The sequence below is a fragment of the Bacteroides sp. An269 genome, from assembly GCF_002159755.1.
GTDB classification, from domain to species: Bacteria; Bacteroidota; Bacteroidia; order Bacteroidales; family Bacteroidaceae; genus Phocaeicola; species Phocaeicola intestinalis.
The window spans coordinates 23,261-48,886 of the sequence record NZ_NFJG01000016.1; the positions used below are offsets into that span (position 1 = coordinate 23,261).

Consider the following 25,626-nt stretch of genomic DNA (forward strand, 5'->3'; position numbering starts at 1 on the left):
ATAGGTGTTTCAGAGTCCGTTTTGTGCAAGGATGGCTTTCAGCTCGGCATCGGTCAGGTTTTCACATTCGGATTTGTCGTATAATGTGAGCAGCAATATATCTGCTTTATCCGATGTAACAAGTAAGGTCAGTGTAATGACTCTTGCCCCACCGCTTTTACCTTTCCCTTTCGAAGTAATAGACATTCTGATTTTGTGTAGTCCTTTACCTAGATCAGTTCCTTGAAATGGATTCTCATGTAATGAAGCAACAAGCAGATTTACGTCTTCTTTTAAAGATCGGTAACGTTTGCTGAGGCGTTTGAGTTCTTTTAGGAAATAGGGAGTCGGTTTTACATTATAGTTCATGATATACTTCTTCCCATGTTTGTAGTTGCAATTTCCCATCTTTATAGTGCTTTGCTTCTTGGCAAGCTTGATTGAATCCTTCTTTCAGTTCTTCTTTCGTGCGATAGGGCACAATGTCTTCTGCCAATGTATCAGTGGCGGTAAGGGGCTGTGCTTTCTCTTTTTGGATAGCAAGTTTCCTGATATAGTCCAATGCTTTCTTCATGCAGTTTTCATCATCGGCGATGTAACTCAACTGGCGGAACAGTTCCGCATTTACGTTTGTGGTACTCATGTAGGTATCTCCTCTCCTTATTTTATATATGCTTTCCAGCAAAGGTAATGAAAATATCCGAAAACGAAAAAGAGTTACCCGATTTCTCGGATAACTCTTTTCGGGTAGCCCGTGGGAGAATCGAACTCCCCTTTCAAGAATGAAAATCTTGCGTCCTAACCGATAGACGAACGGGCCATCTTTCTTTTCTGCCTTGGCAGATGTTGTTTTTGGAAGTAGCCCGTGGGAGAATCGAACTCCCCTTTCAAGAATGAAAATCTTGCGTCCTAACCGATAGACGAACGGGCCATCCTTTGTCGTGTTGAGAAGGTGTTTCTCGAACACGGGTGCAAAGGTACGCATTATTTTTGAATTTGCAAGCGTTTGAGGTGTTTTTTTTGATGAAATTCCACATTTTTCCATTAAGTACCTATGTTTGCAGAACGAAGATATGCTTCATGGGCAATATCAGATAACTGCTATGGCTTGAGGAGATAACTGAAACGGCAAGGTAATATATCTTCGGTTAGCGCATCATGGTTTCAGTTGGTTGAAGGCATTCATTTATATGTGCGGATAAAAAATGTGCTAATGCATTGGAGGTTTATTCCCGCATTAGCACATTCCTATATTCCGCATTATTTATTCAGTTCATTCACTTCTGCCAGGCTCTTGTTTATTTCCTCATCGCTCAGGCTATAATTGGTGAGATTGCCTGCCAGGTATTGGTCGTAAGCACTCATGTCGATCAAGCCGTGTCCGGAGAGGTTGAAAAGAAGCACTTTCTCTTCGCCGCTTTCTTTGCATTTCAATGCTTCATTAATGGTGGCAGCGATGGCGTGGCATGATTCCGGTGCCGGGATGATGCCTTCTACTTTGGCGAAAAGGCAGCCGGCTTTGAACGAATCCAATTGTTGGATGTCGACGGCTTCCATGAGGTTGTCTTTTATCAGCTGCGATACGATGACACCAGCTCCGTGATAACGCAAGCCTCCGGCATGGATGTTGGCAGGGGTAAAATTGTGTCCCAATGTGTACATCGGAAGCAGCGGGGTATATCCGGCTTCGTCTCCATAGTCGTATTCGAATTTGCCTCGTGTCAGTTTGGGGCATGATGCCGGTTCGGCTGCAATGTATCGGGTTTTCTTTCCTTCCAGGATGGTGTGCCGCATGAACGGGAAAGCGATGCCGCCGAAGTTGGAACCTCCGCCGAAGCAGGCGATGATGGCATCGGGATATTCGCCTGCCATTTCCATTTGCTTTTCGGCCTCCAGTCCGATGATGGTCTGATGGAGGGTGACATGGCTTAATACAGAGCCTAAAGTGTATTTGCAGTTAGGTGTCGTGCGTGCCAGTTCTACTGCTTCCGAGATAGCTGTACCCAGTGAACCTTGGTGGTTAGGGTATTTGGTCAGGATGTCTTTTCCTGCGCGGGTTGACATGGAAGGTGAAGGAGTCACCTGTGCGCCGAAAGTCTGCATGATGCTGCGCCGGTATGGTTTCTGCTCGTAGCTGATTTTTACTTGATATACGGCAGCTTCCAGTCCGAATACGTTGGCTGCATACGACAGGGCTGCTCCCCATTGTCCGGCTCCTGTTTCGGTTGTGATATTGCTTACGCCTTCTTTTTTGCAATAATAGGCTTGTGCCAGTGCCGAATTCAGCTTGTGCGAGCCGATTGGGCTGACACTTTCATTCTTGAAATAAATGTGGGCAGGGGTGTCTAATGCTTTTTCCAGTCCGTATGCACGTACTAGCGGGGTGCTCCGGTAGTATTTGTACATGTCGCGCACTTCCTCGGGTATCTCGATCCATGTATCTGTTTGGTTCAATTCCTGCTGGCAAAGTTCTTTGGCGAAGATAGGGTAAAGGTCTTCGGGTTTGAGCGGTTCTTTGGTAGCAGGGTTTAAGGGAGGCAGCGGTTTGTTTATCATATCTGCCTGAATGTTGTACCAGAAGCGTGGTATTTCGTCTTCGGGTAAGATGAATCTTTTCTGTTTATTGCTCATAATGACTTACATTTTTAAACGTTTTGCCAAAAATAGATAAAAAAGTGAAACTATGCAACCTCTTTTACGAAAATTTCTTCCAGAGGGGGGTAATCTTGTTCAATCTTGTTTCAATCGTCCACCCAAAGCAGGTCGCTCATGATGCTGTCGGATATGAAAATACCTTGTTCGGTAAGCTTCAGGAAATCGCCGGTCTGTTGTAAAGTATGTTGTTGTAAATGGGGTGTGGCAAGGTGGATACAATAATCGTATAGTTTTTCTCCGAAACCGGTCTTGAGCCTGGTCAGGGACATGCCCCACATGGTGCGCAGGCTGGTAATGATAAAATCATTGTAGCGGGTGTAGAGGTCGAGCTCTTCTTTTTCAAAATCAGGCTTATGGTTTTCGATGCCTGTTATGTATTTTTCAAGCGATGCGATGTTCCATTGGCGTGACGTGCCGTTATATGAATGGGCAGAAGCTCCGCATCCTAGGTATGTTTTGCCTGTCCAATAGCTGGAGTTATGGCGTGAATATTTGTCGGGCAGGCAGAAGTTGGATATCTCATAATGTTCGTATCCGGCGTTTTTCAGTGTATGAATCAGTTCGGTGAATAGGTTTACGCTCAAGTCTTCGTCTATTTCGTTTACCCGATGCTGTTCGCGGAGTTTCCAGAGGGGTGTTCCTTCTTCGTAAATCAGGTGGTAGGCAGAGATGTGTTCGGGATGCAGGGTGACGGCTTGCTTCAGGTCGGCTTGCCATGTGGCGAGTGTTTCTCCCGGCAATCCGTACATCAGGTCGATGCTGATATTTCCGAAACCGGCTTCCCGGCAGTTCCAGAATGCCTCCAAGGCTTGTCGGGCATTGTGCCGGCGTTGCAGGACAGACAGGGTGGCATCGTTGAATGTCTGTATCCCCATGCTCAGGCGGTTGAAGGGGAAGTGCCGGAGCATCCGGATATAGGTGGGGTGTAAATCGTCCGGATTAGCTTCGATAGTGATTTCGGCATCGAGGCGGATGCTGTAATGATGATATAGGGTGTCGAACAGTGCTTCGAAATGTTTCTCCTGCAATTGTGAAGGTGTTCCTCCGCCCATGTAGACGGTCTCGATTTCTTCATCTTCAAGATAATCTTTCCGTTGTTCCAGTTCAGCGCATAATGCTTCGATGTATCGGTCTGTCTGTCCGCTTTGGGTCGTCGAAAAGAAATCGCAATAGATGCACCGCCGTTTGCAGAAGGGGATGTGTAGATAGATGCCTGCCATGAAAAAAGTAAAAAAAATGTCATTCTGAACGAAGTGAAGAATCTCGTGTACATCTGTGGATGTGAGATCCTTCGCTTTGCTCAGGATGACAATTCTTATGTAAGTGTTATTTTATATTCTTACCATTATTCGCCACAGATAGCAGCTACACCCGGCAATACTTTGCCTTCGATGGCTTCCAGCAATGCACCGCCACCGGTAGAGATGTAAGATACCTGGTCTGCCATGCCGAACTTGTTGATGCAAGCTACAGAGTCGCCACCACCAATCAGTGAGAAGGCACCGTTCTTGGTAGCTTCTGCAATGGCTTCTGCAATGGCTTTCGAACCGCCTGTGAAGTTATCGAATTCGAATACGCCGGCAGGACCGTTCCACAGGATAGTCTTGGCATTTACGATAGCAGCCTTGAATGCTTCGCGGCTTGCAGGACCTGCATCCAATCCTTCCCATCCGTCAGGAATGTTGTTAGCCGGGCAAACTTGTGTGTTGGCATCGTTCTTGAAGTCATCAGCTGCGATACAGTCGGTACCCAATACCAGGTTTACACCTTTTTCTTTTGCTTTCTTGATGATGTCGAGAGCCAGGTCGAGCTTGTCATCTTCGCAGATAGACTTACCGATCTTGCCGCCTTGAGCCTTAGCGAAAGTAAATGTCATACCGCCGCACAGAATCAGGTTGTCTACCTTATCCATCAGGTTTTCGATGATACCGATTTTGGTAGAAACTTTCGAACCACCCATGATAGCGGTGAACGGGCGTTTGATGTCTTTCAATACGTTATCAACGGCTTTCACTTCTTTTTCCATCAGGTAACCCAGCATCTTGTGGTCTGCATCGAAATAGTCGGCGATAACGGCTGTAGAAGCGTGTTTGCGGTGAGCCGTACCGAATGCGTCCATTACGTAGCAGTCTGCATACGAAGCCAATGTTTTGGCGAAATCTTTCTGGCGAGCCTTCATTTCTTTCTTAGCGGCTTCGTAAGCAGGGTCTTCTTTTTCGATGCCTACGGGTTTGCCTTCTTCTTCGGGATAGAAGCGGAGGTTTTCCAGCAACAATACTTCGCCCGGTTTCAAGGCTGCGGCTGCATCCTGTGCTTTGGCGCAGTCGGGAGCGAACTGAACCGGAGTGCCCAGAGCTGCTGATACAGCATCAACAATCTGGCTCAACGAATATTTGGCGTTTACTTTGCCTTTGGGCTTGCCCATGTGCGACATGATAATCAAAGCGCCGCCGTCAGCCAAGATTTTCTTCAAGGTAGGCAGAGCGCCACGGATACGAGTGTCATCGGTAATCTTACCATTTTCGTCCAAAGGTACATTGAAGTCCACGCGGACGATTGCCTTCTTTCCGGCAAAGTTGAATTTGTCAATAGTCATCATAGTCTCAATATTTTTTGTTTAAAGTGTTTGCATTTCAGTTGCACCGCAAAGTTAAGAAAAAAAACTATCCGACATGTATTTCGCCCGATTATTTTCTGCCTCTTTGTTATTTTGTTTTAAAAAAGGCGGGTTCGTATGGTAAAGTAAGTTGTCTGTGTTTGGCGCGTCATTCAGGCTGGTTGCAGAATGGTATTTATCATCCTGTTCCGTTCTGAAGTGAATGTTTTCGGCTCCCTTTTTGCGGGTTTATGATCTTTTTTATAACTTGCATTGTTTTTCAGGCAGTGCCGGTTTCATGTATTTATGGACGCTATACCGTTATTCTTGGACGGATTCCGGGCAGTTTCTGGCAGGTTGGAAAGATTAAAAGAACTATTTATGGAAAAAATGCATCAATGTGTCTTGTGTATCGGGTCGAATTACCATGCGGAAATGCATATGAATATAGCCGAGAAAGTATTAAGACATTATTTTCCTTGTATCCGATGGGGGAAAACCATACAGACCGCACCCGAAGGGAGCATACATCATGCTCCTTATCTCAACCGGGCGGCACTGTTTGAAACCACTTGGGATCCAGATACTTTGAGGAGCTTTTTCAAGGACATAGAAAAAGCTTGCGGGCGCACTCCTGCCAGTAAGCAGACAGGGATTATTCCACTCGACATTGACCTGCTGATGATAGATGGTGTCGTATGCAAACCTGCCGACATGCAAAAAAAATATGTGCACCTGGCACTACATGGGTTGGAGATATAAAAACGGCTTGTGCGATTTATCACCACAGATTTATTAATTTACGATTTGACAATTTATTATTTACTATTTTGATATTATAGTCAATCAAAAATGAATTGCGAAAAATCATTTGTCATGCTGAGTGCCCATTTCCAATGGAAACTCCATTCGATTATGACAATACATCAAGAATTTTTCGCAAACCAATTTTGTTTTACTATAAAATCGTACTTCGTAAATCGAAAAATAGTAAATATATCTATACCTATAGTATAGCAGAGACAGTTTCCAGGCCTGGGGAAAAGAGTAGGATTAGGTTTGTATGTATAAAATCCGTATCTTTGTGCGCTTGTTTCAAGAATTATATCATCAAACAATCTGTTATGTACACGAACAAAGAAATATGGAATGTAACTTATCCCATTTTCTTGGGATTGCTGGCACAGAATGTCATCAACGTGACCGATACTGCCTTTTTGGGACATGTGAGCGAAGTGGCACTGGGAGCTTCGGCTATGGGTGGACTGCTGTATATCTGCATTTATACGGTGGCTTTCGGTTTCAGTGTGGGTTCGCAGATTCTTATAGCGCGGCGTAATGGTGAGGGGAACTACCATGCCGTGGGGCCGATTATGTGGCAGGGCTCTGCCTTTAGTTTCGGGATGGCGGTAGTGCTGCTGGCGGCAATGTATCTGTTTGCCGAGCCTCTGATACGCCTGCTCATTACATCAGACAATATCTACCATGCTACTTACGAGTTTTTTACGTGGCGCATCTGGGGGTTCCTGTTTGCATTTGTCAACGTGATGTTCCGTGCCCTTTATATAGGTATTACTAAGACGAAAGTGCTTACGATGAGTGCTGTGGTCATGGCTGCGGTCAATGTAATACTCGACTATGTATTGGTGTTCGGTGAGTGGGGTTTCCCCGAGATGGGTGTGCGCGGGGCGGCACTGGCTTCGGTGATAGCCGAGGCGTCTTCGCTGGTGTTTTACCTTGTATATACCTATGCGAAGATAGACCTTCATAAGTACGGGCTGCACCGCTTCGGGCAGTTCGACTGGAACATGGTGGTGCGTATCTTGCATATTTCCTGTTTCACGATGGTGCAGTATTTCCTCTCGATGGCTATCTGGTTCGTATTTTTTATGGCACTGGAGCGGTTGGGCGAGCGCCAGCTGGCGATAGCCAATATTGTGCGCAGTGTCTACGTCGTTTTGCTTATTCCGGTGCAGGCACTTTCTACTACGGCGAACTCGTTGGTGAGCAACCTTATCGGTTCGGGAGGTGTGTCGAAGGTGATGCATCTGCTGAACCGCATCGCCCGGATGTCGTTCCTCATCATGGTGGTTTGTGTAGTGTTGTGCGTGGCATTTCCTCATGCCATCCTTTCGGTATATACAGGCGAGGAGGCATTGCTTCATGAATCGGAACTGGCACTTTATGTAGTGTGCGTGGCGATGCTGATTGCGGCACTTTCCAATGTGTATTTCAACGGTATTTCGGGAACAGGTAATACACAGGCGGCATTGGTGCTCGAAATTGGCATACAGGTGTTTTATGCCCTCTACATCATCATCATCGGCATGGTGGTGCAGGCTCCGGTGGAGATTTGTTTCACTACCGAAGTGATTTACTATACCCTGATGTTGGTTTTCAGTGTGATTTATCTGAAAAAAGCGAAATGGCAGAACAAAAAGATTTGAAGCCTGCAAGTTTTTTACTATTTTTGCACGCTGCTTTTTTATTGGGTGCAGAGACGGCGTACATCTCTGTGCCTCTGTGGCATAAAAATTAAATAGTAAATTGCTAAATAGTAAATAGTAAATCGCTAAATAGTAAATAATAAATCGCTAAATAGTAAATAGTAAATCGCTAAATAGTAAATAGAATTATGTTCGATAATTTAAGTGAAAGACTGGAGCGGTCGTTCAAGATATTGAAAGGTGAAGGCAAAATCACCGAAATCAATGTGGCGGAGACCCTGAAAGATGTACGTCGTGCGTTGCTGGATGCCGATGTAAACTATAAGGTGGCAAAGAACTTTACCGATACGGTAAAAGAGAAAGCACTGGGGCAGAACGTCCTGACAGCCGTGAAGCCCAGCCAGTTGATGGTAAAGATTGTTCACGATGAGCTGGCGAAGCTGATGGGAGGCGATACGGTGGAGCTGGAGTTGAAAGGCCGTCCGGCTGTTATCCTGATGTCGGGTCTGCAAGGTTCGGGTAAGACAACCTTTTCGGGCAAGCTGGCACGGATGTTCAAGTCGAAGAAGAACCGTAAGCCCTTGCTGGTAGCATGTGATGTTTACCGTCCGGCTGCCATCGACCAGTTGAAAGTGCTGGGCGGGCAAGTGGAAGTACCGGTCTATAGCGAACCGGACAGCAAAGATCCGGTACAGATAGCCTTGAATGCCATTCAGGAAGCCAAGGCGAAAGGGTATGACCTGGTTATTGTCGATACAGCCGGCCGGTTGGCGATAGACGAACAGATGATGAACGAGATTGCCGCTATCAAAAATGCCATCACTCCGGATGCTACCCTTTTTGTGGTGGATGCGATGACCGGACAAGATGCGGTGAACACAGCCCGTGAATTTAACGAACGTCTCGACTTCACCGGTGTGGTACTTACCAAATTGGATGGTGATACGCGTGGCGGTGCCGCCCTTTCCATCCGTACGGTGGTAAACAAGCCTATCCTGTTTGTTGGTACGGGCGAGAAACTGGATGCCGTCGACCTTTTCCATCCGGCACGTATGGCAGACCGTATCCTGGGTATGGGCGACATCGTTTCGTTGGTAGAGCGTGCACAAGAGCAATACGATGAGGAAGAAGCCAAGCGTTTGCAGAAGAAAATCCAGAAGAACCAGTTCGACTTTAACGACTTTTTGGGACAGATCCAGCAAATCAAGAAGATGGGTAACCTGAAAGAACTGGCTTCGATGATTCCGGGCGTAGGAAAGGCGATTAAGGATATCGATATTGATGACAATGCCTTTAAGAGCATTGAGGCAATTATTTATTCGATGACTCCCCAAGAGCGCACACATCCTGAAATCCTGAACGGAAGCCGCCGGAACCGTATTGCCAAAGGTAGCGGAACAAGCATTCAGGAAGTGAACCGCCTCTTGAAGCAGTTCGACCAGACCCGCAAGATGATGAAGATGGTAACGGGCAGCAAGATGGCAGGCATGATGCAGAAAATGAAACGGAAATAACGGGAAGTGTATCTTACGGATTATCCCCTTGCCTTCCTTATGTTGTTAAGGAGCAGGCAAGGGGATAATTGTTTTTGGGAGGTTCTTTGTTTGCTTGTCTATTTGATTTCGAACTCCTCTTTCATGTCTATTTCTTCGTTGTGCGCGTCATAAAATTTATATTGCAGGAAGGCAAGGCTTTGGTTCGGGACAATCTTGATTCCGAAGCCGTATTTCATCTGCCACTTCCGCTTGAGCGACATGATGCCTTGGTTGATGTAAGCAGCCACGTAGGGGTGGATGTGCAATGTAAATTTCTTGACCTTCAACTTATTGACCAAGTAGTCAATTTTGCTTTCCAGTGTATCTGTAAACAGGATGGAAGGCTTTATCTTTCCTTTGCCGAAGCAGGTGGGGCAGTCTTCATCAGTAGCCACATCCATTGCCGGACGCACGCGCTGGCGCGTTATCTGCATCAGACCGAATTTGCTGAGGGGCAGAATGTTATGCTTGGCACGGTCTTTTTGCATGTTCTGGCACATACGCTCGTACAGTTTCTGACGGTTCTCGGCAAGATTCATGTCGATAAAGTCGACAACGATGATTCCTCCCATATCTCTTAATCGGAGTTGGCGCGCCAACTCATCGGCTGCGCCCAAGTTCACATCGAGGGCATTGGCTTCTTGTCCGTTGGCAGATTTCGAACGGTTACCGCTGTTCACGTCCACTACGTGCAGCGCTTCGGTATGTTCGATAATCAGATAAGCCCCGCTTTTATAAGAAACGGTTTTGCCGAACGATGACTTGATTTGTTTGGTGATGGCAAAGTTATCAAAAATGGGAAGCTGGCCTTTGTATAGCTTGACAATACCCACACGTTCGGGGGCTATCAGGGCTACATAATTCTTTACTTCATTGTAAACGGTCTCGTCGTTCACGTAGATGTTTTCGTACGAAGGGTTGAACAGGTCGCGCAGCATGGCTACCGTGCGGCTTGTCTCTTCGTAGACCAGTGTAGGCATTTTGGTTGCCTTTTGTACTTTTGTGATGGTCTCTTCCCAGTGTTTCAGCAATACTTTCAGTTCGGCGTCCAGTTCAGCCACGCGCTTCCCTTCTGCCACCGTGCGTACGATGACGCCGAAGTTTTTCGGCTTGATGCTTTGCAGCAATTGTTTCAGGCGTGCGCGTTCTTCGCTCGACTTGATTTTTTGCGATACCGACACTTTATCATTGAACGGGATCAGTACCAGGTATCTGCCGGCGAACGACAATTCGCAGGTCAGTCTCGGTCCTTTGGTGGAAATGGGTTCTTTGACAATTTGTACGATAACCTCTTGTCCTTGTTGCAGGACGTTCGAGATGCTTCCGTCCTTTTCAATATCGGGCAGCATGGATGCCTTCGATATGGGATAAAGCTTCTTTCGGTCGCTGATAACTTGTTTCAGATACTTCTGGTAAGAAAGAAATTGAGGTCCGAGGTCTAAGTAATGAAGGAAAGCGTCTTTTTCGAAACCGACATCTATGAAGCAGGCGTTCAGTCCGGGCATCAGCTTTCTGACTTTGCCCACGTACATATTGCCGACGGAAAAGGAAAGGTTTCTTTCTTCTTTCTGGAACTCTACCAGGTTCTTGTCTTCCAGCAGAGCTATGGAGATTTCCTTCGGCTGTACATCTACTACTAATTCGCTTGTCACTTGTTATACTTAGTTTACGGGTTAATACTTTTTTTGAAACAAAAGATTCTCAATACACAAAGAACAAACCTGAAAGACTATGAAGGAGCTTTGCAAGTTTGTTCTTTATTGAAGTCGGACAGACTAACAATTATTTTTTGCTTTTGTGTCTGTTCTTTCTCAGTCTTTTTTTACGTTTGTGAGTTGACATTTTATGTCTTTTTCTTTTCTTTCCGCTTGGCATAGCTTCAAAATTTTATAGGGTTAATACTAATGTTAATTATTTCTTTACTGAAAGAGTAAACGTCTTTGCTGGCTTAAATGCCGGAATGTTGTGTTCCGGAATGATGATGGTCGTATTTTTTGAAATGTTCCGGGCAGTCTTCTGCGCTCTTTTCTTCACGATGAAACTGCCGAATCCACGGAGGTATACGTTTTCATCATTTGATAATGACGTCTTTACTGAATCCATAAATGCTTCCAGCGTAGTGAGTACCGTTTGCTTGTCAATGCCGGTGCTTTTGGCAATTTCGTTTACAATCTCTGCTTTAGTCATTTCGCTAATAATTATTGTTATACGTTATCTTAATTTTTTGGATTGCAAATATATAGCTTTTCTCGCTTATGGAAAAATTTCTTTCGAACAAAATTTTAAAAAACTGTTTCAAGCATCCTTAAAACCTGTAATTTTGCAGATGTTTTTAGTGTTTTTAATCAAAAGCAATGGAAAAGTTATGAATCGGTTCGGTGAAACCTTGATACATTGGTATGAGGAGAACAAGCGGGATTTGCCGTGGAGGGACACGAAAGACCCTTATAAAATATGGATATCTGAAATCATACTCCAGCAGACGCGTGTGGTACAGGGGTACGATTATTACTGCCGTTTTATCCGGCGGTTTCCGGACGTGTTTGCTTTGGCTGCGGCCGGTGAAGACGAAGTGATGAAATATTGGCAGGGGTTGGGCTATTATTCACGGGCAAGGAACCTGCACGAGGCGGCACGTTCAATAGCTGCGCGCGGGACTTTCCCGGATACTTACGAAGAGGTACGTAAATTGAAAGGAGTGGGCGATTATACCGCCGCCGCCATTTGCTCGTTTGCCTACGGTATGCCTTGTGCCGTGGTCGACGGCAATGTGTACAGGGTGCTTTCACGCTGGCTGGGGGTAGAAGAACCGATTGACACCACGCAAGGCAAGAAACTTTATGCGGCATTGGCTGGAGAGTTGCTCGAAAAGTCTGCTCCTGCCCTGTACAACCAGGCAATAATGGACTTTGGAGCCTTGCAGTGCGTGCCCTCATCCCCTTCGTGCATGTTCTGTCCGTTGGCAGACAGCTGTGTGGCATTGCAGAAAGGATTGGTGGATGTGCTTCCGCGCAAGCAGCACAAAACCAAAGTGAGCAACCGGTATTTCCTTTATTTTTATATAGATGCCGGCGGGGATACCTTCTTGCACAAGCGGGAGGCGGGGGATATCTGGCACAACCTGTATGAGTTCCCGTTGATAGAAACCGGACGGGCGATGGAAGAAGAAGAGGTATGCGTGCTGCCGGCATACAGGCAGCTTTTTGCGGAATGCGAAATCTTGTCTGTGCGGTTGGTGGCAAAGCAGGTGAAGCATGTCTTGTCACATCGGGTGATTTATGCCGACTGTTATGTAGTGCGCATCGCCCCGGGGGGGATGCCGCAGGGGGCGTTCCAATGCGTCCCGGTCGGCGATTTGCACAAATTTGCGGTTCCGCGTTTGATATCTCGTTTTTTTTCTGTAATTTTGAAACCAAATAATCAGTAAACGATTTAGATATGTCATTGAATAAAGTGCAATTGATTGGAAATGTCGGGAAAGACCCGGATGTACGCTATTTGGATAATGGGGTGGCGGTAGCCGCTTTCCCTTTGGCCACTACAGACAGAGCCTATACATTGGCAAACGGCACGCAGGTGCCCGAACGTACGGAGTGGCATAACATCGTGTTGTGGCGCGGACTGGCAGAGACTGCCGAGAAATATGTACACAAGGGGGACAAACTTTATATTGAAGGAAAGATACGCTCGCGCTCGTATGACGACCAGAACGGCATCAAGCGTTATGTGGTGGAAATCTTTGCCGATAATATGGAGATGCTGACTCCGCGTTCTCCCCAGCCGGCAACCGCCCCTTCCCAGCCTGCTGCGGCACAGCAGGCGAGTGTTTCGGCGCAGCAGGCTGGCACTTCTGATGATTTGCCTTTCTGACCGATGGCATATAAACCTGATGTTTAACTAAAATTTTTTGTTTTGGATCCTGACTCGTGTTTATCTATCATTGAAGAGTGGTGTAGCGGCTTCACGTTTGCATCTCCTTCCGTAGGAGCGTTGGCAGCTGCTGTGCTGGCTGTGTTGTTATTGTGTGTGTCCGGTCTTGTCTCGGCTTCGGAGATAGCTTTCTTCTCCTTGTCTGAAAACGACAGGGAAGAAGTGGATGAAGAAAAATCGGCGGCCGACAAGCGTATCCGTAAGTTGCTGGACGACTCGGAACGTCTGCTTGCAACGATTCTGATATCCAATCATTTCGTCAATGTGACGATTGTCGTGCTGGGGGCTTTCTTCTTTTCCGATGTGATGCGTGGGGAAGAGGCAGAGGGGTTGCGGCTGGTCTTTTGTGTCATCGTCTTGACATTCCTGCTGTTATTGTTCGGCGAGATTATGCCTCGCATCTATTCGGCACAAGATTCGTTGGGGTTCTGCCGGAAAGTAGCGCCTCTCATTGTCTTCCTGCGTAGGGTTTTCCGTCCCTTTTCAGACATTCTGGTACGTTCTGCCTTTTTTGTGAACAGGATGGCGCAGAAGCATAAAAAGACCGGCCTTTCTGTGGACGAACTTTCGCAAGCCTTGGAGCTGACCGACAAACGTGAGATTTCGGAAGAAAGCAATATGCTGGAAGGCATCATCCGTTTCGGAGAGGAAACGGCAAAAGAGGTAATGACTTCGCGGCTGGATATGGTAGATTTGGAAATCGGCACCCCGTTTTCGGAAGTCATCAGGTGTGTGGTGGACAATGCATACTCCCGTATCCCCGTTTATGAAGAATCGCGCGATAATATAAAGGGCATTCTGTATATTAAGGATTTGTTGCCCTACTTGGAAAAAGACGACACTTTCAAGTGGCAGAACTTGATACGGCCTGCCTATTTCGTGCCCGAGACCAAGATGATTGATGACCTGTTGCGTGATTTTCAGGCAAACAAGATCCATATAGCGATTGTGGTGGACGAATTTGGAGGTACATCGGGGCTGGTCACGATGGAAGACATTATCGAGGAAATCGTTGGGGAAATCAATGATGAATATGACGAAGAAGAACGCAGCTATGTAAAGGTTTCGGATAACGTGTATGTTTTTGAGGGGAAAACGTTGCTGTCCGATTTCTATAAGATATTGGATGTCGACCCGGATGATTTCGAAGAGCTGGCTGGCGATGCCGATACTTTGGCAGGACTGGTGCTCGAACTGAAAGGAGAGTTCCCGGCACTGCATGAGATTATCCGTTGCAAGGATTTTGTGTTCGAAGTGCTTCAGATGAATGCCCATCGTATTGTGAAAGTAAAAGTAACCCGGAAGAATGTCGCTGTTTAAGAGTTGGAAAAGCGATGGCGCTGTGTTTGCCATCTGGAAGGTGGAAGAAACCGGCGGAGAGTTGCGTGCGATGTTGGGTGACTCATTGCCTTACGATGCTGAACTGTCCGCACTGCGTGCAGAGTCACGCCGTACCGAGTATCTTGCGGTGCGTGTATTGCTTAAGGCATTGTGCGGTGAAGAGAAACAGGTCGGGCATTTTCCTTCGGGCAAACCTTTCCTTACAGACCAGAGCTATCGGCTTTCGATTTCTCACACCAGGGGGTATGTGGCTGTAGCACTGCATCCGTCTGCCGAAGTAGGAGTGGATATCGAGCAGGTGGCAGACCGGGTATTGAGGATTGCCGGCCGTTTCATGTGTGCCGAAGAGCTGGACGGAGAGACGGAAGCGGTAAAAGGGTTTGCCGGAGATTCACGTACCTCCACCTTATATTATATGCTCTTGCACTGGTCGGCAAAGGAAACGCTCTACAAGCTGATGGGAGAAGAAGAAGTCGATTTCAGGGAACACTTGCGTGTCATGCCTTTTCATCTTCAGCAGCAAGGGGATTTTGTTGCTGGTGCATACAAATCTTTTCCGCCGGCAAGTTATCAGGTCTGTTATATGGTTCATCCTGATTTTGTCTGCACGTGGAGTGTGCAGGCAAAGAAATATTTTTAATGAATATCCGCATTTTGCCCAAGACACGGGACAACCTCGTCTGGTGTAAGATTAATAATCTTCCGCTTGTAAGATTAATAATCTTGCAGCCTGAAGATTAATAATCTTACAGCGGATGGACCTATATGCGTTGCCGACGCACCTCTATCCGCAGGCTTCCGCAACCGGATGCGCCTTGCTATGATTCTATCCGGAATTACAAATTCATTTCTTGTCTACACTGATTTACAAATTTAGCTGACTGAGATATAAGCTATCAATTAGCCACAATAATACCCATCTGGGCTTTCAATTCCTCACTCAAAGGCAAACATTTTGTTATTTACCATAGAAAACATTTCGGATTTCGCACGCTATTTCGTACCTTTGCATGCACAAAACAGACACGAATTATGATTAAGTCCGACTATCCATCCGTACTCCTTATATATACCGGCGGAACCATCGGTATGATAGAAAACCCCGAAACAGGGGCTTTGGAAGCCTTTAACTTCGACCAGCTTCAGGAAAACGTGCCCGAACTGCGGCGGTTCAACTACCGGATATCTTCGTACCAGTTCACCCCACCCATCGACTCATCGGACATGGAACCGGCACTGTGGGCAAAACTGGTCAAGATTATCCAATACAATTACGATAACTTCGACGGATTCGTCATCCTGCACGGAACGGACACCATGGCATATACGGCATCTGCACTAAGCTTCATGCTGGAAAACCTGAGCAAACCGGTCATCCTGACAGGAAGCCAGCTGCCCATCGGCGTGCTGCGCACCGACGGAAAAGAAAACCTGATAACCTCTATCGAGATTGCCGCAGCAAAGCATCCCGACGGTACGGCAGTGGTGCCCGAAGTGTGCATCTTCTTCGAAAACCTGCTGCTGCGCGGAAACCGCACGACGAAAATCAACGCCGAGAACTTCAACGCTTTCCGCTCGTACAACTATCCCCCGCTCGCTACGGCAGGCATCCACATCAAGTATGAATACGACCGCATCCGCAAAGCGCATCCCGATGTGCCGATGCACCCCCACTTCGTGTTCGACACCAATGTCATCATCCTCACCATCTTCCCCGGCATACAGGAAAACATCGTACAGGGCGTCTTACGCACCCCGGGACTGAAGGCTGTGGTGCTGAAGACCTACGGCTCGGGCAATGCCCCGCAAAAGCCCTGGTTCATCCGCCTGCTGAAAGAAGCTACGGAGCGCGGCATCATTATCGTCAACATCTCGCAATGCCCTACAGGCATGGTGGAAATGGCACGCTACGAAACCGGCCTGCACCTGCTGGACGCGGGCGTCATCAGCGGATACGACTCGACTGTAGAAAGTGTGCTCACCAAACTGATGTTCCTGTTAGGGCACGGGCTTACCCCGCAACAGGTGCGCAACGAGCTGAGCCGTCCCATTGCCGGAGAGTTTACCCGCCCTACTTTGTAACCGGATTGTAATACCTATTTCACAATACCGAAACAAGAAAGCCTCATCTTTGCAAGTGAATTTTTCACCACAGATTACACAGATTTTCTATTAATTAATAATTAACAATTAATAGTTAATAAAGGCAAATATCGCCATTATACCCTATTAATTATTAACTATTAATTATTAACTAAAAAAACAGAACCATGAACGAATACCGAATCCTTGTAGTAGACGATGAAGACGATTTGTGCGAAATCCTGAAGTTCAACCTCGAAATGGAGGGTTACAAAGTCGATACTGCCAACTCGGCAGAAGAGGCCCTGAAACTGGACCTTACGCAATACAACCTGTTGCTGCTGGACGTGATGATGGGCGAAATTTCCGGATTCAAGATGGCGCGCATGCTGAAGGCAGACAAAGACACCGCCAACATCCCCATCATTTTCATTACCGCCAAAGACACGGAAAACGATACCATCACGGGCTTCAACCTAGGTGCTGACGACTATATCTCGAAGCCATTCTCGCTACGCGAAGTCATCATGCGCGTGAAAGCCGTATTGCGCCGCACCGCCAACCTCCAGCTGAAAGACAGTGAAGAACTGCAATACAAGGGACTGGTCATCAATGTGCCACAGAAAAAGGTGACAATCAACGGCGAAGAAGTTTCACTCACCAAGAAAGAGTTCGAAATCCTACTGCTGCTGCTCCAAAACTCAGGACGTGTGTTCTCTCGCGAGGACATCCTCTCGAAGGTGTGGAACGATGAGGTGTACGTGCTCGACCGCACGATAGACGTTAACATCACCCGCCTGCGCAAGAAAATCGGCGAATACGGCAAACATATCGTTACCCGTCTGGGATACGGCTATTGCTTCGAATGCGAATAAATTATTTTCAGACACTAGGAATCAGGTACTAGGTTTAAACAATTCTGCCGATGTATCTAGAGCCTAGCTACCTAGTACCTAGTCAACTAGTACCTAAAAAAAAGCTTATGACTAAACTGATATACCGTCTGTTACCGTTCAGTAAACGGCTTTTCCTGTCGGTCATCCTGCTGTTCGTCATCTTCGCGACGTGCTTCCTCGTTTTTCAATACCAGCGTGAAAAAGCATACAAGAGCGATTTGCTGAACATGCAATTACAGAATTACAATAACCGGATGTATGACTTCATCACCTCGTGCAAGTCCCTCGATACCGATTCATTGCAACAATACGTTGTTACCCATATCATTCCCGATATCCGTGTAACCATCATTACCACCCAAGGTAAAGTGATATACGACAACATCCAACCCGATGTAAGCAAGTTTGAGAACCACCGTACCCGTAAAGAGGTGCAAGACGCACTGATGTATGGAAGCGGCTATGACATCAACCGCATCTCTGCCAGCATCGAAGGGCAAGAATATTTCTATTCGGCACACTATTATCCTTCACAACAACTCATCATCCGCTCAGCACTGCCCTACAACGTAAGCCTAAGCAAGCACCTCAAAGCCGACTCGGAATTCGTATGGTTTACACTGACCATCAGCCTGATGCTGGTCATCCTGTTCTACCGCTACACCCGAAAGTTGGGGATGTCCATCACCCGACTGCAACAATTCGCCCTACGTGCCGACCGCAACGAACCGATCGACATTTCTGAATCGTTCCCCAAAAACGAACTGGGCGAAATCTCCCAACACATCATCAAGATATACCAGCGCCTGCACCGTGCCAAAGAAGCTCTGTATATCGAACGCGAGAAACTGATATCGCACCTGCAAACCTCACATGAAGGATTGGGGGTCTTCACCCGCGAGCGAAAAGAAATACTGGTAAACAACCTTTTTACCCAATATGCCAACACGATCTCCGACCACAACCTGACCTCGACCGAAGAAGTGTTCAACATTGCCGAACTGCATCCCATTACCGACTTTTTGAACCGCAACGACGGAAACTTCAGCAAAGAAGAGAAAAAACTATCGCTTCATGTGGACAAGAACGGACGTTCTTTTTCGGTAGAATGCATCATTTTCCAAGATCACTCATTCGAAATATCCATCAACGACATCTCACAGGAAGAACAACAGGCACGCCTGAAGCGGCAACTCACCCAAAACATCGCCCATGAACTGAAGACACCAGTCAGCAGCATACAGGGATACCTGGAAACAATACTAAACACCCCCAACCTGCCTCCGGCAACAATGCAGGCATTCCTCGAACGAAGCTATGCGCAAAGCAACCGACTCACCGTCCTGCTGCGTGACATCTCGGTGCTGACACGCATGGATGAAGCCCCGAACCTGGTAGAACGCGAACAGGTAAACCTGAGCCTGATGCTGAAGAATATGCTGAACGAGCTGGCACTGGCATTGGAAGAAAAACACATCACGGTCATCAACAAAGTGCCCTACGGACTTATCATCAACGGAAACAGTTCGCTCCTCTATTCCATCTTCCGTAACCTGATGGACAACGCCATTGCATACGCAGGAACCGGTGTGACCGTCCGCATCAACTGTTTCCGCGAAGACGAGAAATACTACTATTTCAGCTTTTCCGATACAGGAGTAGGCGTACCCGAAGAACACCTGAACCGCATCTTCGAACGTTTCTACCGGATAGACAAGGGACGCTCGCGCAAGCTTGGAGGCACTGGACTGGGACTTGCCATCGTAAAAAACGCCGTACTCTTCCACGGAGGAACCATTTTCGCCAAGAACAATCCGAGTGGAGGACTGGAATTCGTGTTCACTCTACAGAAAAACAAAGAAGAATGATACGGGACTTGCAGAAGTTAAAGCCGGTAAAGAAAACGCCAGTTACAGAAGCGGAAATGCCTTAAAAACTCATCCCAAATCAGCACATGATAAATTCAAGACAGTTTCTTATAGAAATTTTTCTTTGTAGCCTTTCTAAATTACGTAAAAAAGATTACCTTTGACCCAGAAAGAGACTGAGCGGATGGAAGAAAATATAAAAGAAAAGGTAAAACAGATTCTGACTGATTATTTGCAGAAGAACGGGCATCGCAAGACACCCGAACGATATGCCATTCTCGACACGATTTATACCATCAAAGGACATTTCGACATCGAGATGCTATATTCATATATGGCAGAAAAAGAACGTTTCCGTGTCAGCCGTGCCACGCTATACAATACGATTATCTTACTGATTGATGCAGGACTGGTCATCAAGCACCAGTTCGGCAATACATCGCAGTATGAACGTTCGTACAACAACGAGACTCACCATCACATGATCTGCACTTCGTGCGGCAAGGTTTCCGAGTTCGAAGATGAAACCTTGAAACAAGCCATCGTAGATACCAAACTGAAAGGTTTTCATGCCTCTCACTACTCCTTATATATATACGGGCTATGCAACAAGTGTATGGTAGCGAAAAGAAGAAAAATTTCAAAAACTTAAAAATTAGATTATATGAAAGTAGATGTATTGTTAGGTTTGCAATGGGGCGATGAAGGTAAAGGGAAGGTCGTAGATGTACTGACCCCGCGTTATGATGTTGTTGCTCGTTTCCAAGGAGGACCTAATGCCGGTCATACACTGGAATTTGAAGGTCAAAAATATGTACTCCGTTCTATTCCGTCAGGGATATTCCAAGGCGATAAAGTCAATATCATCGGTAATGGCGTGGTGCTGGACCCAGCTTTATTCAAGAGCGAGGCAGAAGCACTTGAAGCAAGCGGACATCCGCTGAAAGAACGCCTGCACATTTCGAAAAAGGCACACCTCATCTTACCTACCCACCGGGTGCTGGATGCAGCATATGAAGCTGCCAAGGGAGCATCGAAAGTAGGCACCACCGGAAAAGGTATCGGACCGACATATACCGACAAGGTGAGCCGCAACGGTCTGCGTGTAGGCGACATCCTGCATGGATTTGACGAGAAATACGCAGCTGCCAAAGCACGTCACGAAAAAATTCTCCAAAGCCTGAACTATTCGTATGATATAACCGAAGCCGAAAAACAATGGATGGAAGGTATCGAATACCTGCGCCAGTTCCACTTGGTGGATAGCGAACACGAAATAAACCGCCTCCTGAATGAAGGCAAGAGTGTGTTGTGCGAAGGTGCGCAAGGTACGATGCTTGATGTTGATTTCGGTTCGTATCCGTTTGTTACTTCTTCCAATACGATTTGCGCCGGAGCCTGCACGGGACTGGGACTGGCACCCAACCGAATTGGCGAAGTATATGGCATCATGAAAGCTTATTGTACCCGCGTAGGAGCCGGACCATTCCCTACCGAACTGTTCGATGAAACCGGAAAAACTATCCGCGACCTTGGACATGAATATGGGGCAGTGACCGGACGCGAACGCCGTTGTGGATGGGTCGACCTCGTAGCATTGCGTTATGCCATTATGGTCAACGGAGTCACCCAGCTTATCCTGATGAAGAGTGATGTACTCGATGCCTTCCCCATCGTGAAAGCTTGTGTAGCATACAAAGTGAACGGAGAAGAAATCGACTATTTCCCCTACGATATCACCGAAGGTGTAGAGCCGGTATATGTAGAAATGCCCGGCTGGCAGACCGATATGACCAAGATGACTAGTGAAGACGAATTCCCCGAAGAATTCAACGCCTACATTTCCTTCCTTGAAGACCAGTTGGGTACTCCCATCAAAATCGTATCAGTAGGTCCCGACCGCGAACAGACCATCGAACGCTATACTGAATAATGAGTAGATGAATTTGTAAGTTCTTAAGTTTTTGAATTTTTAAGTTTAGCTTGCAAAACGAAAAGACTTAAGGACTTACAAACTCAAGAACTAAAGGACTAGGCATTTATATGATTTCTATAGAAGGTTTGAAAGTGGAATTCGGAGTAACTCCATTGTTCAAAGATGTATCGTTTGTTATCAACAAGAAAGACCGCATTGCCCTGGTAGGCAAGAACGGTGCAGGCAAGTCTACCTTATTGAAAATACTTGCCGGCATGCAACGTCCCACCGAAGGCACAGTAGCGGTACAGCGCGGAGTTACCATCGGTTATCTGCCCCAGGTTATGGTGCTGAGCGATACACGTACGGTACGTGCCGAAGCAGAAATGGCATTCGAACATATCTTCGAAATGAAAAAACACCTGGAACAGATGAACCAGGAACTTTCAGACCGTACCGATTATGACTCGCCAGACTATCACGGACTGATAGACCGTTTTACACACGAAAACGAACGTTTTCAAATGATGGGAGGCAATAATTACCAGGCTGAGCTGGAACGCACCTTGGTGGGCTTGGGCTTTGCCCGTTCTGATTTCGACCGTCCTACCAGTGAGTTCAGCGGAGGATGGCGTATGCGCATCGAGCTTGCCAAACTGCTTTTGCGCCATCCAGACGTGCTTCTGCTTGACGAGCCTACCAATCATCTTGACATCGAGAGCATTCAGTGGCTGGAAGGATTCTTGAAAATGGAACTGGGAGCCGTAGTACTGGTCAGCCATGACCGGGCTTTCATCAACAATGTCACCAATCGCACTATCGAAATATCGTGCGGACATATCTATGATTATCGGGTACCTTACGACCAGTTCGTTGTCCTCCGCAAAGAACGACGTGAACAGCAACTCCGTGCCTACGAAAACCAACAGAAAGAAATAAAAGACACTGAAGACTTCATTGAACGTTTCCGTTATAAGGCGACTAAGGCAGTACAGGTGCAGAGCCGCATCAAGCAACTCGAAAAAATCGTACCTGTCGAAGTGGACGAAGAAGACAACTCATCCTTACACCTCAAGTTCCCACCCGCCATCCGCTCGGGCAATTATCCCGTGATATGCGAAAACCTGAAGAAAGCGTACGGTTCCCATGTGGTATTCCACGATGTGAACCTTACCATCCATCGAGGTGAAAAAATAGCATTCGTGGGCAAGAACGGCGAAGGAAAATCCACACTCGTCAAGTGCATCATGGACGAAATACCCTATGAAGGAAAACTCACCATCGGACACAACGTGCAAATCGGCTATTTTGCCCAAAACCAGGCACAACTACTTGACGAGAACCTGACCGTATTCGATACCATCGACCGCGTGGCAAAAGGAGACATACGCCTGAAGATACGCGATATCCTGGGCGCATTTATGTTCGGAGGCGAAGCTTCCGACAAAAAAGTAAAAGTGCTTTCGGGAGGAGAAAGAAGCCGGTTGGCAATGATACGCCTCTTGCTCGAACCGGTCAACCTGCTTATTCTCGACGAACCTACCAACCACCTTGATATGCGCTCGAAAGATGTACTCAAAGAAGCCATACGCGAATTCGACGGCACTGTGATAGTCGTTTCGCACGACCGTGAGTTTCTCGACGGACTGGTGACCAAAGTCTACGAATTCGGCGGAGGACTGGTGAAAGAACACATCGGCGGCATATACGATTTCTTACAGAAGAAAAAAATAGAAAATCTGAATGAACTTCATCTCTCCGCATCTACATCCGAAGGTGTAAAGAAAAAGGAAGAAAAAGACCCTCCCAGTGAAGGCAAACTTTCTTACGAAGCCCAACGAGAACAAACACGCAAGATACGCAAGCTGGAAAAACAGGTAGCAGAACTGGAAACATCTATCGAAAAAATGGAACAGCAGGTGTCGGCACTCGAAAACCGTATGGCAACACCCGAAGGTGCAGCCGACATGTCACTCTACCAGGAACATCAGAAACTGAAAGAGCAGATAGCCGCAGCGGAGACCGAATGGGAAACCATTTCACTTGAACTGGAAGAACTGAAATAAATTCTCAACCTACACTTGACAGGGAAAACACCCCCATAATTCTTTTACTCGTAATGATAAAGACAAAACTAAGTTTTTAAACAAAATAGCAATATGAAAACAAAACATTATGTAGCAGTAGCCGCTTTTGCCACACTGGCAATGGCCGGCTGCACCGGACAAAAGAATGCCACGAACACTTCGGGCATTGATTTGGCGAATATGGACACTACCGTATCCGCCGGTACCGATTTCTTCCGTTATGCCTGCGGAGGATGGAACGACGCACACCCGCTAACCGCTGAATATTCACGCTACGGCACATTCGACCAACTGGCAGAAAACAATCAGAAGCAGCTGCGCGGGCTGATTGAAGAACTTGCAGCCAAACAAAACGAACCTGGAACCGCCGCACAGAAAATCGGTGACCTTTATAATATGGCAATGGACAGTGTGACACTGAACAAGCAAGGATGCGAACCAGTGAAACCTATGCTTGAAAAAATAGCCGCACTTACTGACAAAAGCCAGGTCATCCCGATGGCAGTCGAGATGCGACGTACAGCAGGTATAAGCACTTTCTTCAGCTACTACGTTTATGCCGATCCCAAAAACAGTGTGCTGAACATCTTCCAGATGGGACAAGGCGGCATCAACTTGGGCGAAAAAGAATATTACCTCGACAATGACAGCATCACCCAAAACATCCGCGAGCAATACAAAAAATACATTACAAAACTTTTCACCCTTGCCGGATTTACTGAAACCGATGCACAACAGAAGGTAGCAGACGTAATGGAAATAGAAACTGCCATTGCCAAAGTATCGAAAAGTGCAACCGAACTGCGTGACCCCGAAGCCAATTACCACAAAATGACATATGCCGAACTCAAGAAGCAGATTTCCGGCATTGACTGGGATGCCTTTATGAAGGCTTTGGGTATCGAAGCACCTGCCGAACTGAACGTAGAACAAATAGAACCCATTCAGGAAGTAGCGAAGCTCATCAATACCCTGCCGCTCTCCAAAAGCATTTCATACTTGGAATACAACCTGCTTGACGCTGCAGCTCCCACATTGAGTGATGATTTCGTGACTGCACGCTTCGACTTCTATGGTAAAGTGATGTCCGGACGACAAGCCAATCAACCACGCTGGAAACGTGCCGTTAATAGCGTCGATGGTTTATTGGGTGAATTGGTAGGCGAAATGTATGTCGAAAAATATTTCCCTGCTGCAGCCAAGGAACGTATGGTCAACCTCGTAAAAAACCTGCAAACAGCACTGGGACAGCGCATCGATGCACAAGAATGGATGAGCGACAGCACCAAAATGCGTGCCCATGAAAAACTGGATGCTTTCCGCGTGAAAGTGGGTTATCCCGACAAGTGGAAAGACTATTCAGCACTTGAAATCCAGAAAGACTCGTATTGGGCAAACGTATGCCGTGCTGCTGCCTGGGGCTTCAACGACATGATATCCCGTTTGGGAAAACCAGTCGACCGCGATGAATGGCTGATGACACCGCAAACTGTCAATGCTTACTACAATCCCTCTACTAACGAAATCTGCTTCCCGGCAGCAATCCTTCAACCACCATTCTTTAACATGGAAGCCGATGATGCTGCCAACTACGGTGCTATCGGCGTAGTAATCGGACACGAAATGACTCACGGATTCGATGATCAAGGACGTCAGTTCGACAAGGAAGGCAATCTGAAAGACTGGTGGGCAGCAGGAGATGCCGACCGCTTCAAAGAACGTGCACAAGTAATGGTGGACTTCTTCAACAACATCGAAGTACTTCCGGGATTACACGGAAACGGCCAGCTCACCTTGGGTGAAAACCTTGCCGACCACGGAGGTTTGAACATCGCATACCTGGCATTCCAAAACGCCACAAAAGATGCCCCGTTGGAAGATAAAAACGGCTTTACACCTGCACAACGTTTCTTCATTGCCTATGCTACGTTATGGGCAGGAAACATCCGCGACGAACAGATTCGTGTATATACCAAGAGCGATCCTCACTCGTTGGGCGAATGGCGTGTAAACGGTGCCCTGCCTCATATCCAGGCTTGGTATGATGCTTTCAACATCACTTCGAACGATCCACTTTACGTAGCTCCGGAAAAACGCGTGAACATTTGGTAAAGAATCCATATATGGCGATGAATAATATAAAAACAAGCAGATTCTTCAGTATTGGTTCTTCAGACTGATCCGTCATAAGAAGCTGTTTTGAATTTATCGTGCGATGATTTGGGATGAGTTTTTGAGGCATTTTCGCTTCTGTGATGAGGAAGATAGCGGGCTATCTGACGAAGAACAGGAGCG

The 25,626-nt window shown here is 46.8% G+C and carries 21 protein-coding genes and 2 tRNA genes; 14 read left to right on the top strand and 9 right to left on the bottom strand.

What is annotated here, in order from left to right:
• Positions 1 to 9: 9 nt before the first annotated feature.
• From B5F71_RS05245 to B5F71_RS05275, 7 genes are all read right to left on the bottom strand, one after another.
• Entirely contained in the window at positions 10 to 348 is a 339-nt protein-coding gene (locus B5F71_RS05245) for a type II toxin-antitoxin system RelE/ParE family toxin (protein WP_013616102.1), read from the bottom strand.
• Positions 338 to 622: a hypothetical protein gene (locus B5F71_RS05250; protein ID WP_087208255.1), complete on the bottom strand. Its 285-nt coding sequence runs from the start codon at positions 620 to 622 to the stop codon at positions 338 to 340. Before B5F71_RS05250 ends, B5F71_RS05245 begins: the two co-directional genes overlap by 11 nt.
• Positions 623 to 727: 105 nt before the next feature.
• Positions 728 to 799: transfer RNA gene (locus B5F71_RS05255), tRNA-Glu, on the bottom strand.
• A gap of 39 nt (positions 800 to 838) precedes the next feature.
• A tRNA-Glu gene (locus tag B5F71_RS05260) sits at positions 839 to 910 on the bottom strand.
• A 329-nt stretch (positions 911 to 1,239) separates the two neighbouring features.
• Positions 1,240 to 2,610 (bottom strand): TrpB-like pyridoxal phosphate-dependent enzyme, encoded by a 1,371-nt coding sequence (locus B5F71_RS05265; RefSeq protein WP_022038780.1) that lies wholly within the window; start codon positions 2,608 to 2,610, stop codon positions 1,240 to 1,242.
• A 110-nt stretch (positions 2,611 to 2,720) separates the two neighbouring features.
• Positions 2,721 to 3,854, bottom strand: coding sequence for a radical SAM family heme chaperone HemW (gene hemW, locus B5F71_RS05270; RefSeq protein WP_087208257.1), 1,134 nt, complete (start codon positions 3,852 to 3,854; stop codon positions 2,721 to 2,723).
• Between the two features lie 125 nt (positions 3,855 to 3,979).
• Complete coding sequence (locus tag B5F71_RS05275; protein ID WP_087208259.1) at positions 3,980 to 5,233, bottom strand: phosphoglycerate kinase; 1,254 nt, start codon at positions 5,231 to 5,233, stop codon at positions 3,980 to 3,982.
• 378 nt (positions 5,234 to 5,611) lie between these two features.
• Here B5F71_RS05275 and B5F71_RS05280 point away from each other — a divergent pair, with 378 nt between their 5' ends.
• The 3 genes from B5F71_RS05280 (at position 5,612) to ffh (ending at position 9,191) form a co-directional block, all read left to right on the top strand.
• A complete protein-coding gene (locus tag B5F71_RS05280; protein ID WP_087208261.1) occupies positions 5,612 to 5,992 on the top strand; it encodes a 2-amino-4-hydroxy-6-hydroxymethyldihydropteridine diphosphokinase in 381 nt (126 codons plus the stop codon).
• Between the two features lie 362 nt (positions 5,993 to 6,354).
• Entirely contained in the window at positions 6,355 to 7,677 is a 1,323-nt protein-coding gene (locus B5F71_RS05285; RefSeq protein WP_022038776.1) for an MATE family efflux transporter, read from the top strand.
• Positions 7,678 to 7,865: 188 nt separating this feature from the next.
• Positions 7,866 to 9,191, top strand: a complete 1,326-nt coding sequence (ffh, locus tag B5F71_RS05290) for a signal recognition particle protein (RefSeq protein ID WP_087208262.1) — start codon at positions 7,866 to 7,868, stop codon at positions 9,189 to 9,191.
• A 98-nt stretch (positions 9,192 to 9,289) separates the two neighbouring features.
• On the opposite strand, the gene B5F71_RS05295 is transcribed toward ffh, so the two are convergent.
• Both B5F71_RS05295 and B5F71_RS05300 read right to left on the bottom strand, forming a co-directional pair.
• Positions 9,290 to 10,864: an Rne/Rng family ribonuclease gene (locus B5F71_RS05295; protein ID WP_022038773.1), complete on the bottom strand. Its 1,575-nt coding sequence runs from the start codon at positions 10,862 to 10,864 to the stop codon at positions 9,290 to 9,292.
• A 259-nt stretch (positions 10,865 to 11,123) separates the two neighbouring features.
• Entirely contained in the window at positions 11,124 to 11,399 is a 276-nt protein-coding gene (locus B5F71_RS05300; protein ID WP_022038772.1) for an HU family DNA-binding protein, read from the bottom strand.
• A 178-nt stretch (positions 11,400 to 11,577) separates the two neighbouring features.
• On the opposite strand from B5F71_RS05300, the gene mutY reads away from it, so the two are divergent.
• From mutY to B5F71_RS05355, 11 genes are all read left to right on the top strand, one after another.
• Positions 11,578 to 12,639, top strand: a complete 1,062-nt coding sequence (gene mutY, locus B5F71_RS05305) for an A/G-specific adenine glycosylase (RefSeq protein ID WP_087208282.1) — start codon at positions 11,578 to 11,580, stop codon at positions 12,637 to 12,639.
• Positions 12,640 to 12,650: 11 nt separating this feature from the next.
• The gene (locus B5F71_RS05310; protein ID WP_087208264.1) at positions 12,651 to 13,082 is read left to right on the top strand and encodes a single-stranded DNA-binding protein; all 432 of its coding nucleotides are present in this window, start codon (positions 12,651 to 12,653) and stop codon (positions 13,080 to 13,082) included.
• A 42-nt stretch (positions 13,083 to 13,124) separates the two neighbouring features.
• Positions 13,125 to 14,462, top strand: coding sequence for a gliding motility-associated protein GldE (gldE, locus tag B5F71_RS05315; RefSeq protein ID WP_087208266.1), 1,338 nt, complete (start codon positions 13,125 to 13,127; stop codon positions 14,460 to 14,462).
• Complete coding sequence (locus tag B5F71_RS05320; RefSeq protein ID WP_022038768.1) at positions 14,449 to 15,123, top strand: 4'-phosphopantetheinyl transferase superfamily protein; 675 nt, start codon at positions 14,449 to 14,451, stop codon at positions 15,121 to 15,123. The genes gldE and B5F71_RS05320 overlap by 14 nt, the downstream gene beginning before the upstream one ends.
• A 392-nt stretch (positions 15,124 to 15,515) precedes the next feature.
• The gene (locus B5F71_RS05325) at positions 15,516 to 16,565 is read left to right on the top strand and encodes a type I asparaginase (protein WP_087208267.1); all 1,050 of its coding nucleotides are present in this window, start codon (positions 15,516 to 15,518) and stop codon (positions 16,563 to 16,565) included.
• Between the two features lie 188 nt (positions 16,566 to 16,753).
• Positions 16,754 to 17,440: a response regulator transcription factor gene (locus tag B5F71_RS05330; RefSeq protein WP_022038766.1), complete on the top strand. Its 687-nt coding sequence runs from the start codon at positions 16,754 to 16,756 to the stop codon at positions 17,438 to 17,440.
• A 107-nt stretch (positions 17,441 to 17,547) separates the two neighbouring features.
• Positions 17,548 to 19,329 carry an ATP-binding protein gene (locus B5F71_RS05335; RefSeq protein ID WP_087208269.1) on the top strand — a complete coding sequence of 594 codons (1,782 nt, stop codon included), beginning with the start codon at positions 17,548 to 17,550 and terminating at the stop codon, positions 19,327 to 19,329.
• Positions 19,330 to 19,513: 184 nt separating this feature from the next.
• Positions 19,514 to 19,981 carry a transcriptional repressor gene (locus B5F71_RS05340; RefSeq protein WP_087208271.1) on the top strand — a complete coding sequence of 156 codons (468 nt, stop codon included), beginning with the start codon at positions 19,514 to 19,516 and terminating at the stop codon, positions 19,979 to 19,981.
• A gap of 12 nt (positions 19,982 to 19,993) precedes the next feature.
• Positions 19,994 to 21,262, top strand: coding sequence for an adenylosuccinate synthase (locus B5F71_RS05345; RefSeq protein WP_022038763.1), 1,269 nt, complete (start codon positions 19,994 to 19,996; stop codon positions 21,260 to 21,262).
• Between the two features lie 110 nt (positions 21,263 to 21,372).
• Positions 21,373 to 23,310, top strand: a complete 1,938-nt coding sequence (locus B5F71_RS05350; protein ID WP_087208273.1) for an ABC-F family ATP-binding cassette domain-containing protein — start codon at positions 21,373 to 21,375, stop codon at positions 23,308 to 23,310.
• Positions 23,311 to 23,403: 93 nt separating this feature from the next.
• Positions 23,404 to 25,443, top strand: a complete 2,040-nt coding sequence (locus B5F71_RS05355) for a M13 family metallopeptidase (protein WP_087208275.1) — start codon at positions 23,404 to 23,406, stop codon at positions 25,441 to 25,443.
• Positions 25,444 to 25,626: the final 183 nt, after the last annotated feature.